Here is an 11,099-nt window from a genome sequence, read left to right as displayed (position 1 = left end):
CGAGCAAGCTCGCTCCTACGGTGGGGTGGGTGGGATGCAACCGCTACCACCCTGTGGGAGCTGGCTTGCCAGCGATGGCGGTGAGTCAGTCTATGCATCCGGCGCTGACATTGCTCTATCGCGAGGCAAGCTCGCTCCTACAGGGCCTGGTCTGCAGATGGCGCTCCTACAAGGCCAGCTGGTCCACCAGCAACTGAGCTGCCGGCGTGAGCGAGATGCCGTGGCGGGTGACGATTTCGTAAGGCTCGCTGCGGGATTTCAGCTCTAGCGGCAAATGCACCAGCATGCCGTGGGTAACCGCCATCTGCGCCACATCCACCGGCATCACGGCGACCAGATCCGGGTCTTGCAGCAATAACGAGAGCGTGGTGAAGGTGGATGAGGTTTCAATCGGGTAGGTCGGGAAGTTCAGCCCCGCCTCTCTGAACTCGCGCTCCAGGGTCAGGCGCATCGGCATGTTGACCGGGAACACCACCCACGCCGAATCAGCCAGATCACTCAACTCCAGGGATGCGCGACCGGCAAACCGATGGCGGGGGCTGGCGACCACCACCAGCGGTTCCTGATCCCGAAGGTGGCAGTCATATGCCGCCGGGTGCCGGCTGACGCTGGTGCGACAAAGGGCAAGGTCCAGCCGCCCTTCATCCAGCAGTAGCAGCAAGCGGGCGCTGGTGTCTTCGACAATCTCCACCGACAGTTGCGGCTGTTTGGCCCGCAAACGCGCCAGGCATTCCACCAGTGCCGGCACTGCGCCCATGATCACCCCCACCGACAGGCGACCACCGTGGCCCTGCATGATGCCGAGCATTTCTTCACGCAAATGCGCCACGTCAGTGTGGATCAGCCGCGCATAACGAATCACGCAGCGCCCAAGGTCGTTGGGGGTCAGACCTTTGGTCGTGCGCTCGAACAGGGTTGAACCCAGGGTCGATTCGATTTCATGCAACGCCTTGGTCGCACCGGGCTGGGTGATCGCCACGGATTCGGCCGCCTTGTGCAGGGAGCCGTGTTCGTCCAGGGCAATCAGCAAACGCAGTTGCTTGAGGCGCAGGCGGGAAATGATGGTGGTGAGGGATGGCAGCATAGGGGATGACTAATGGTTATCGCTCAATCAGCATCTGTCATTAGGCAGCATCTCTGACAAAAATTAAAGTGAGCCCCAGAAGAGCCGTTACGGCTCGCCATAAAAATAACCTGCGAAGAGCTCACTCCATGCGTTTAATCCAGTTTGAAACCACCCGTGGCACACGACAGGTCGGTGTTATTGAAGGCGATGAAATCCATGTGGTGCGCGCCACCGACACTACCCGGGAGCTGGCGCTCAGCGCCATTGCCAAGGGCCACGGCCTGGTGGAAGAGGTGCTGGAACGCGGCACCGAGCCAAGTCCCTACAGTTATCGCCAGACTTTGCTCGAAGGCCGGGTCTTGCCGCCGCTCGATCACCAGGACCCGGCCCATTGCCTGGTCAGCGGCACGGGCCTGACCCATCTGGGCAGCGCTTCGACCCGCGACAAAATGCACCAGAAAAACGCCGGCGAGCAGGCCGCCATGACCGATACCGCACGGATTTTCCAGTGGGGCATCGAAGGCGGACGCCCGCCTGCGGGCACCCCGGGGGTCCAGCCCGAGTGGTTCTACAAGGGCGACGGATCGATTGTGGTTCGCCCCGGCGCGGCCTTTGACACGCCGCCATTCGCCGAGGATGCCGGCGAAGAGCCCGAGTTGACCGGCCTGTATGTGATCGGCGAAGACGCCAAGCCGTACCGCGTCGGTTTTGCCCTGGGCAACGAATTTTCCGACCACGTCATGGAGCGCCGCAATTACCTGTACCTGGCCCACTCCAAGTTGCGTAACTGCAGCTACGGCCCGGAACTGCGGGTCGGTGAGCTGCCACGTCATCTGAGCGGAATGAGCCGGATCCTGCGGGGCGATGAAGTGATCTGGGAAAAAGAGTTTCTGAGCGGTGAGGACAACATGTGCCACAGCCTTGAAAACCTTGAATACCATCACTTCAAATATGCGCAATTCCTGCGCCCCGGCGATGTGCATGTGCACTTCTTCGGCACCGCCACCCTGTCCTTTGCCGACCAGATTCAGACCCGTGAAGGCGACCGGTTCGAAATCAGCATGGCCGAGTTTGGCGAGCCTTTGGTCAATGGTATCCAGGCCGGTGCTGCCGAGCTGCCCGCCGGCAAGGTAAAACCACTGTAAATCGCTTTGCGGGTCTGCCAAAAGACCCGCCTCGCTTGATAAAAAATATAAAAATCGAGACACGTATGAACCTCAAAACTTCAGCGCCTGCGTCGTCCACGCTGGCCGATCACGCGGATGCGTCGCGTCCAACCACCGTGCGCTGGCGCATATTCCTGATCCTGCTGCTGTTGTCGGCGATCAACTACATCGACCGCGCTTCGCTGTCGGTGGCGATGCCGCTGATTTCCGCCGAGTTTGAAATGACGCCGGCCCTGGAAGGCTTGATGCTCAGTGCGTTTTTTTGGTCGTACGCATTAATGCAGATCCCCGGCGGGATGCTGCTGGACCGCTTTCAAGTGCGCAATATCGTCGGTGTTGCCACCGTGGGCTGGGGCTTTTTTCAAGCCATTGCCGGTGGTGCCCACAGCTGGATCACGCTACTGGCCACCCGTATCGGCCTGGGCGTTGCCGAATCACCGATCATGCCCGCCGGCGCCAAGTTGAACGGCGCTTGGCTAACGCCTAACGAACGTGGACGCGGCGCGACCCTGGTGGACGGCGGAGCCCCTCTGGGAACCGCGTTCGGCGCCATCATCATCGCCGGGCTGATTACCTGGTTTGACTCCTGGCGGATTGCGTTCGTGATTGCCGGGGTCGGCACCATGATCGTCGGCGTCTGGGCCTGGTGGTACATTCGCAACAGCCCGGCCGAGCACCCCAAGGTCAACGCGGCCGAACTGGCTTACATCACCGACGCCAATGCCGAAGCGGCCCGCACCCACGGCGAACGCAAGGCCATTCTCAAGGACCTGCTCAAAAGCCGCTCGGTGCTGGCCATGTTTGCCGGGTATGCCTGCTACAACAGCGTGTTCTACGGCCTGTTGACCTGGATGCCGAGCTATCTGCACAAGGCCCACAACCTGGATATCAAGGCCATGGGCGGCGCCACGTTCCTGATTTTCATGTGCGGTTTTATCGGTGAAATCTTTGGCGGCTGGCTGGCGGACAAATGGAAAGACGCAGGCGGCGCGCCCAACAAGGTGATGCGTTGCATGTTCGGCGGTTCGGCGGCCATTGCCGCGCTGTGCATCCTGCTGGTGGCTTACACCCCGGACGCCGTCACCGTCATTTCCCTGCTCTGTGTGGCGCTGTTTTTTATCCGCTGGTGCGGTATGTACTGGTGCCTGCCGGCCATTCTCGGGGGCAAATCCAAAGCCGGAGTACTGGGTGGCAGCATGAACTTCTGCGGCAATATGGTCGGGGTTATCGTGCCCATCCTGATCGGCCTGATCGTGCAGTTCACCGGTTCGTATTTCCTGGCGCTGATCTTCTTTGTGGTCATGGCGTTCGGCCTGATGCTGTTTTCTTCCCTCATTGACTACCGTGAACGCGGACTGGCCTGAGCCACTGCGCTCCATTGGGGTAACCGTGATGCAACTGATAACTAAAACAGGCAGCGAAAATGCTGCCAATGCCGTGATCCGCCTCAATCCGCTGGACGATGTACTGATTGCCCGGCAGCCCATTCCACAGGGCCTGGTGCTGGAAGCTGAAGGGCTGGTGGCGTTGAACCCGATTCCTTCCGGGCACAAGATTGCGACCCGCACTATCGAACCCGGCCAGCCGCTGCGCCGCTACGGCCAGATCATTGGCTTCGCCAGCCAGCGGATCAAGGCCGGGGAGCATGTGCATGTGCACAACCTGGTGATGGGCGACTTCTCCCGCGATTACGCTTTTGGCGTCGACGCGCGCGGGGTCGGGCCCCAGACCAGCGACACCTTCATGGGCATAGTGCGGGCCGATGGCCGGGTCGCCACCCGCAACTACATCGGCATCCTGACTTCGGTTAACTGCTCGGCAACCGTAGCCAAGGCCATTGCCGATCATTTCCGTCGTGATATCAATCCCCAGGCCCTGATCGACTACCCCAATGTTGACGGGGTGGTTGCCCTGACCCACAGCTTCGGCTGTGCCGTGGACCCGGGCGGCGAAGCCCTGGCCATGTTGCGCCGCACCCTGGGCGGTTATGCGGTGCACCCCAATTTCGCATCGGTGCTGATGATCGGCCTGGGTTGCGAAACCAACCAGATCGCCGATTTGCTGACGGCCCAGGGCCTGGAAAAAGGCGAGTTCCTGCGCGCCTTTACCATCCAGGGCACGGGCGGCACCTCGAAAACCATCGCCAGCGGCATCGAGCAGGTCAAGTCCCTGCTGGCCCGGGCCAACCAGGTAGAACGCCAGCCCGTCAGCGCCAGCCACTTGATTATCGGCCTGCAATGCGGCGGCTCGGATGGCTACTCGGGCATCACCGCCAACCCGGCGCTGGGCAATGCGGTCGACCGGCTGGTGGCGGCAGGCGGTACCGCCATCCTGTCCGAAACCCCGGAAGTCTATGGCGCCGAGCATTTGCTCACCCGCCGCGCCGTCAGCCAGGAGGTGGGCGAGAAGCTGATCAAGCGCATCCACTGGTGGGAGGACTACTGCAAGCGGATGAACGCCGAGCTCAACAACAATCCGTCGGCGGGCAACAAGGCCGGAGGCTTGACCACCATTCTGGAAAAATCCCTGGGTGCGGTGGCCAAGGCAGGCTCCAGTGATCTGGTGGATGTTTATGAATATGCAGAAACAGTCCGCGCCCACGGCCTGGTGTTTATGGACACCCCGGGCTACGACCCGATTTCGGCCACCGGGCAAGTCGCTGGCGGCGCCAACCTGATCGCCTTTACCACAGGCCGGGGCTCGGCATACGGCTGTGCGCCCTCGCCTTCGATCAAGCTGGCGACCAATACCCGACTCTGGGAAACCCAGGAAGAAGACATGGACGTGAACTGCGGCGGCATAGCCGATGGCAGCATGACCATCGAAGAACGCGGCGAATACATCTACCGCATGATGCTGCGCATTGCTTCGGGCGAGCGCAGCAAAAGCGAGCAGCACGGGTACGGTCAGAACGAATTTGTACCCTGGCAGATCGGGGCTATTACCTGAGTACACACCCCCTACAGGTTTCACCGATTCTCTTGAGGACACACAGATGACACACATCAGCGGTCAAAATTTTATCGCCGGGCAGCGCTGCGCTGCCGGCACCGTACATTTGCAAAGCCTTGATGCCAGCACCGGCGAAGCATTGCCCTATACCTTTATCCAGGCCACCGAGGCCGAAGTCGATGCCGCAGCCATGGCTGCCAGCGCCGCATTCCCGGCATTCCGTGGTTTACCGGCAAGCCGCCGGGCCGAGTTTCTGGAAGCCGTCGCCGATGAAATCGACGCCCTGGGGGATGATTTCGTGGCCATCGTGTGTCGTGAAACCGCCTTGCCTGCCGGGCGTATCCAGGGCGAGCGTGGCCGCACCAGCGGGCAAATGCGCCTGTTCGCCAGCGTACTGCGCCGGGGGGATTTTTACGGTGCCCGTATCGATCAGGCCCTGCCCGACCGCCAGCCCCTGCCCCGGGCAGATCTGCGCCAGTGGCGCATCGGGGTCGGCCCGGTAGCCGTGTTTGGCGCCAGCAATTTTCCGCTGGCATTCTCCACTGCCGGCGGCGATACCGCATCGGCCCTCGCAGCCGGTTGCCCGGTGGTGTTCAAGGCCCACAGCGGGCATATGGCGACTGCCGATCTGGTGGCCCAGGCCATTGAGCGCGCAGCCACCCGCACCGACATGCCGGCCGGGGTATTCAACATGATCTACGGCGCCGGTGTCGGCGCCACCCTGGTCAAGCATCCGGCGATTCAGGCCGTCGGCTTTACCGGGTCGCTGGCGGGCGGACGTGCCCTGTGTGACATGGCAGCGGCCAGGCCGCAGCCAATCCCGGTATTTGCCGAGATGTCGAGCATCAACCCGGTGTTGATGCTGCCCCGGGCCCTGGCTGCACGCGGCGAGAAACTGGCCCTGGAGCTGGGCGCTTCCGTGATGCAGGGTGCCGGCCAGTTCTGTACCAGCCCGGGTCTGGTGCTGGGTATCCGTTCCCCCGAGTTCAGTGGCTTTGTCGAAGCACTCAGCCAGTTTTTCACCAACCAGCCTGCGCAAACCCTGCTCAATGCAGGCGGTTTGCACAGCTACAGCAAAGGCATCAAGCGCCTGGCAGAAGTGGCCGGCATCCGTCATCTCGCAGGCTCCGGGCAACACGGCAATCAGGCCAGCCCGCAGCTGTTCCAGGCCGATGCCAGCCTGTTGATCGACGGCGCCGAGGTGTTGCAGGAAGAAGTGTTCGGACCGACCACCGTAATTGTCGAAGTGGCAGACAAGGCCCAGTTGCTGCAGGCGTTGCATAGCCTGCATGGCCAACTGACTGCGACACTGATTGCCGAACCTGCGGACCTGCAGGCGTTCGCCGAGGTGGTGCCGGTGCTGGAGCAGAAGGCCGGACGCCTGCTGCTCAACGGCTACCCGACCGGCGTCGAAGTCTGTGACGCGATGGTCCACGGCGGGCCGTACCCGGCGACCTCCGATGCCCGCGGCACCTCGGTCGGCACCCTGGCCATTGACCGTTTTCTGCGCCCGGTGTGCTACCAGAACTACCCCGACAGCCTGCTGCCGGACGCGTTGAAAAACGCCAACCCGTTGGGTATCCAGCGTCTGGTCAACGGTGAAAGCAGCCGAAACCCGCTGGCTACCTGAGGGAGGGATGTTTTTTGCAGGAGCGAGCTTGCTGGCGATCCATTGGCATCTCGGTCGTTCAGCCAGACCGCAGTGATGCCATCGCTGGCAAGCCAGCTCCCACAAGATCTGCCAACCACCACAAACTCCTGTAGGAGCGAGCTTGCTCGCGATCCACTGGCACCTCGCTCGTTCATACAGACCGCAGAGATGCCATCGCTGGCAAGCCAGCTCCCACAAGATCCGCCAACCACCACAAACCCCTGTAGGAGCGAGCTTGCTCGCGAGCCATTGGCATCTCGCTCGTTCAATCAGACCGCAGTGATGCCATCGCTGGCAAGCCAGCTCCCACAAGATCCGCCAACCACTACAACCCCTGTAGGAGCGAGCTTGCTCGCGATCCACTGGCACCTCGCTCGTTCAGACAGACCGCAGTGATGCCATCGCTGGCAAGCCAGCTCCCACAGGATCCGCCGGCCACCACAAATCCCTGTAGGAGCGAGCTTGCTCGCGATCCATTGGCGTCTCGGTCGTTCCGCCAAACCGCAGTGATGTCATCGCTGGCAAGCCAGCTCCCACAAGATTACCGCCGGCCACCACAAACCCCTGTAGGAGCGAGCTTGCTCGCGATCCATTGGCACCTCGCTCGTTCAGCCAGACCGCAGTGATGTCATCGCAGGCAAGCCAGCTCCCACAAGATCTGCCAACCACTACAACCCCTGTAGGAGCGAGCTTGCTCGCGAGCTTCTCAAGATTGCCGCGTTCACATGGCATCAATATCGGCTCGATAAAAAGCTCGCGAGCAAGCTCGCTCCTACAGGGTCAGGTGTCCTCAGGCCCCTTCGAACTTGAAGGCCGGGGTCACTTGAAACCGGTTTGAAACTTCACCCGAGTAAATCGTGCTCTGGTCCGGCCCCAGGTCCAGTTTTTTTACCGCTCCCGTGGCTTTCGAAAAATCAATCCGGTTCAGGTCGACCCAGAACGTGTTGGGGCTGATCGCCGATTCAAAGAAGTACAACCCGCGCTTGTGGTCGATCACCGATCGCCAGCGGGTCGACGAGATGTTCGGCTCGCCGGGCGTGGTAATACCGTAAGGCACCGAAACGTTCCTGATCACACTGAATACGCTGGCCAGTGAGGAGCGCGGGTCTTCGGATTTGGGCACGGCATTGACATAAAAGGATGCCCGCGCAAAACGGTCGGCCGAACGGTTGGTGCCGGGGAGCATTACCGTGCCGCCAATGGCTTGCCAGTACGCATTCATTGCCAGTTGCGCATCGAATGCTGGTGAGTTGGTCATCACTTGATAGCGTCGGTCATGGTGGATCACCTGCTTGCCATCGATGTATTCAATGATTGCACTGTCACCCGAGGCGTCAGACATCGAAAGATGCAGGGTGGCCAGACGACTTTCACCCGGCACCTGCGCAGTGACCACCGTGAAGGGCTCGGTTTCCAGCACCGCAACCGCTTCGGCAACACTGCTGAAATTATCCAGAACATACTGCGCCCAGGCCGCAATGCTCAGCCCGGGTTTGCCTTTATGCACCGGCGGATACTCGGACTCCACCAGCCACAGCAGGTTGGCCGAGAGCCCGGCTTCGTTCACCCCGTCGGTGGTGGAAATGTCATAGCCGGTGGCAATCACACTGCCGTATTTAGAGGTCCATTTCAGTGAGCCGGCGCCCACTTCTCCAGTTCGCTGCATGCCTTGCGGGAAGATCCACAGATTGGTCGCCACATCGGTTTTCCAGTCCATGGAGCGTGCCGTAATCACATTCTGGTTATCGCCCAGGTACACCAGGCGGGTGCAGGCATCGGCCACCGGTAGCGCCAGGCTAAAGCCTGCCAGCGCCAGCGCCAGGTATCGGGTTTGTTTGAGCAACTGCATTCCTTGGCCTCCTTGAAGACGGACTAAAACCGCATGGACAGGCCCAGCACCGGTCCGCGCTGGGTCACATCGTATTTGAACTTGTTGCCGGTGAAGTCGGTGGTCCGGTACTCCTGGGACAGCACCCGGTAACCGACGCGAATGATGGCGGGGTGATCAGCAACGTACATTCGGTAGCCCAGATATCCCTGGGCGTTCCAGGTTTTCTTCGAGGCTGTATCCATGCCGCCGATGTCGGCCTCACCGGAAAGGACCCAGCGATCAGTCAGGTCGACCTGAGTGCGCAAGCCCACAAATGGATCCGTCCACTCGGTTTTTTTGCTGATACTGAACCCCAGGGCGTTGACGTCCAGCTTTGTCGAGAGCTTGGTCCAGCGCAGGCCGACAGTGGGTTCCAGGCGCCAGGTGCGCGGCTCGGAAAAGACCGTTGCGCCCCCCAGCGCGTGTTCATACACCCGGTAGTACACACCGCCGGCAAGGGTGGTCTGGGTGATCGCCAGCCCGACCTTGCGCCCGTAGACCCTCTCGGACTGATCGGTTTTGGCATACACACCATCGAGGTAGAACCCCAGGGTGCGATTGGTCAGTTCCAGGTTGCCCATGAATACTGAGCTGAGGTTGTGCACGACCTCTGAGAACGGTACATCGACCCTGCTGTTGACCCCGCCCAGTGCCGCCTGCCCGTGCATGGACGGCGCCCACACAAACGGACTTGCCAGCAGCAGCCACTCTGGCCCGGCGGCTGTCGCCGCCGGGCCTTCACCATGGGCCATGTGCATGCAAGCCAACAGCGGCACAGCCACTGATGCAGACTTGAATGTCTGTCTTGTCAAAGGTTTGAGCCTCATTGCCTGTCGTCCCGATTGACCCGCTAGCGAATTGATCAATAGGTATAGCAAAGAAACTCACTGCAGCCTGTGCCCTGCGTCAAGGGCTGCGGGGGGCTGGCAGGGACGCTATTGAGGGATCACCGCAGGCACGGCGCGCACGGAAGTTCTGGCCAGCAGGTAATAGAGAATGCCTGGCACCACCAGCCCTACGATCCAGGAAATATCCACCCCGCCCAGCTGCGCAACCATCGGCCCCGAGTAGAAGTGACTGTCGACAAAGGGCAGCTGGATCAAGACACCTGCCACATACACGCTGATACCCAAAACGTTCCAGCGACCATAGCGGCCCCGCGGGTCGGACAACGCCTTGAGGTCGTAGCGCCCCTTGTTGATGAAGTAGTAATCCACCAGGTTGATGGCGCTCCAGGGGGTAAAAAAGGTCAGCAGGAACAGGATGAAGTACTTGAAGGTATTTAAAAACGAGTCCTGCCCCAGCAACGCGAGGGTGGTCGACACCGCGACAATCACCAGCACAAACAGCATGCGCTGGCGGGCAGTTATTTCCAGGTGGCTGCGCCAGCCGCTGATGATGGTGGCGATGCACATGAAGCTGCCGTAGGCGTTGAGGGTCGACACCGTGACCTTGCCGAAAACGATGCTCAGATACAGCAATGAAGCCATCAAACCGCTACTGCCCAGTCCGACAATAGTGGCCACTTCATGACCACGAAAGTTGCTGCCCGCCAGTGCTGCGGCGAACACGCCGAGCACCATCGAAGCCTGGGCCCCCACTACAGTGCCCAGGCCCACGGCAGCAAAGGTTTTCCAGGACGACGTGGCGCTCGGCAGGTAGCGCGAGTAGTCCGCCACATAGGGACCGAAAGCGATCTGCCAGGAGGCCGAAAGTGACACCGCCAGCAGGAAAGATCCCCAGCTGAAGTGGCGATTTTCCAGCAACAGGCCGATATCGTGCAGCGTCATCAGCCGGGTAAACAGATAGGCAAAGGCAATGATCCCCAGCACGCTGGCCACCTTGCCAACGATGTGGATGACGCGATAACCGAAAATGGTCAGAAACGCGATACAGGCCGAAAAGATCAGGATCCCGGCGCTGTCACTGACATCGATCAACTGGGCAATGGCCTGCCCGGACAGTACCGCGCCAGTGGCGCTGAAGCCCAGGTACATCAGGCACACCAGCACTATCGGGATGGCAGCTCCGTAGACCCCGAACTGCACCCGGCTGGAGATCATCTGTGGCAAGCCCAGTCTGGGTCCTTGAGCGGCATGCAAAGCAACCACGGCTCCGCCAAACAGCTGACCGATAAACAAGCCGATCAACGACCAGAACACATCCCCGCCGAGTACTACGGCCAGAGCCCCGGTGACTATTGCGGTGATCTGCAGGTTGGCGCCGAGCCAGAGGGTGAACTGGCTATAGAGGCTGCCATGGCGCTCGGCCTCGGGAATGAAATTGATCGAGCGGGTTTCAATCAGCGGACTTCGCTGATGACTGACACTGGGATTGCTCATCAGGGTACTTCCTTTATTTTTTTTATTGGAAACGCTTGTTGCATGTTCTGCG

At 60.8% G+C, this 11,099-nt stretch carries 8 protein-coding genes; 4 read left to right on the top strand and 4 right to left on the bottom strand.

Features of this window, described 5'->3' with window-relative positions:
• Positions 1–166 precede the first annotated feature (166 nt).
• Positions 167–1,084, bottom strand: a complete 918-nt coding sequence (locus FEZ21_RS12050; RefSeq protein ID WP_003447511.1) for a LysR family transcriptional regulator — start codon at positions 1,082–1,084, stop codon at positions 167–169.
• Between the two features lie 128 nt (positions 1,085–1,212).
• Here FEZ21_RS12050 and araD1 point away from each other — a divergent pair, with 128 nt between their 5' ends.
• From araD1 to FEZ21_RS12030, 4 genes are all read left to right on the top strand, one after another.
• Positions 1,213–2,211 carry an AraD1 family protein gene (gene araD1 / locus FEZ21_RS12045; protein ID WP_010656115.1) on the top strand — a complete coding sequence of 333 codons (999 nt, stop codon included), beginning with the start codon at positions 1,213–1,215 and terminating at the stop codon, positions 2,209–2,211.
• Between the two features lie 65 nt (positions 2,212–2,276).
• Complete coding sequence (locus FEZ21_RS12040; RefSeq protein WP_010656116.1) at positions 2,277–3,596, top strand: MFS transporter; 1,320 nt, start codon at positions 2,277–2,279, stop codon at positions 3,594–3,596.
• 28 nt (positions 3,597–3,624) lie between these two features.
• The gene (locus FEZ21_RS12035) at positions 3,625–5,181 is read left to right on the top strand and encodes a UxaA family hydrolase (RefSeq protein ID WP_003447496.1); all 1,557 of its coding nucleotides are present in this window, start codon (positions 3,625–3,627) and stop codon (positions 5,179–5,181) included.
• A gap of 46 nt (positions 5,182–5,227) precedes the next feature.
• Complete coding sequence (locus FEZ21_RS12030) at positions 5,228–6,814, top strand: aldehyde dehydrogenase (NADP(+)) (protein WP_010656117.1); 1,587 nt, start codon at positions 5,228–5,230, stop codon at positions 6,812–6,814.
• Positions 6,815–7,625: 811 nt separating this feature from the next.
• On the opposite strand, the gene FEZ21_RS12025 is transcribed toward FEZ21_RS12030, so the two are convergent.
• From FEZ21_RS12025 to FEZ21_RS12015, 3 genes are all read right to left on the bottom strand, one after another.
• Complete coding sequence (locus FEZ21_RS12025; protein ID WP_003447493.1) at positions 7,626–8,684, bottom strand: linear amide C-N hydrolase; 1,059 nt, start codon at positions 8,682–8,684, stop codon at positions 7,626–7,628.
• Between the two features lie 23 nt (positions 8,685–8,707).
• Positions 8,708–9,463, bottom strand: coding sequence for a hypothetical protein (locus FEZ21_RS12020; protein WP_238839919.1), 756 nt, complete (start codon positions 9,461–9,463; stop codon positions 8,708–8,710).
• A gap of 177 nt (positions 9,464–9,640) precedes the next feature.
• Positions 9,641–11,047: a cytosine permease gene (locus FEZ21_RS12015; protein WP_160627210.1), complete on the bottom strand. Its 1,407-nt coding sequence runs from the start codon at positions 11,045–11,047 to the stop codon at positions 9,641–9,643.
• Positions 11,048–11,099 lie beyond the last annotated feature (52 nt).

Source organism: Pseudomonas sp. 9.1(2019) (assembly GCF_009910445.1).
Taxonomy (GTDB): Bacteria; Pseudomonadota; Gammaproteobacteria; order Pseudomonadales; family Pseudomonadaceae; genus Aquipseudomonas; species Aquipseudomonas paraversuta.
Note: the sequence above shows the minus strand (reverse complement) of the source record. Positions and strands in the feature narration are given on the sequence as shown.

Bases quoted from the DNA above. Each gene is read 5' to 3' on its own strand.
- FEZ21_RS12050 (WP_003447511.1), bottom strand. From the start codon at position 1,084: ATGCTGCCATCCCTCACCACCATCATTTCCCGCCTGCGCCTCAAGCAA.
- FEZ21_RS12030 (WP_010656117.1), top strand. From the start codon at position 5,228: ATGACACACATCAGCGGTCAAAATTTTATCGCCGGGCAGCGCTGCGCT.
- araD1 (WP_010656115.1), top strand. From the start codon at position 1,213: ATGCGTTTAATCCAGTTTGAAACCACCCGTGGCACACGACAGGTCGGT.
- FEZ21_RS12040 (WP_010656116.1), top strand. From the start codon at position 2,277: ATGAACCTCAAAACTTCAGCGCCTGCGTCGTCCACGCTGGCCGATCAC.
- FEZ21_RS12015 (WP_160627210.1), bottom strand. From the start codon at position 11,047: ATGAGCAATCCCAGTGTCAGTCATCAGCGAAGTCCGCTGATTGAAACC.
- FEZ21_RS12025 (WP_003447493.1), bottom strand. From the start codon at position 8,684: ATGCAGTTGCTCAAACAAACCCGATACCTGGCGCTGGCGCTGGCAGGC.
- FEZ21_RS12020 (WP_238839919.1), bottom strand. From the start codon at position 9,463: ATGCACATGGCCCATGGTGAAGGCCCGGCGGCGACAGCCGCCGGGCCA.
- FEZ21_RS12035 (WP_003447496.1), top strand. From the start codon at position 3,625: ATGCAACTGATAACTAAAACAGGCAGCGAAAATGCTGCCAATGCCGTG.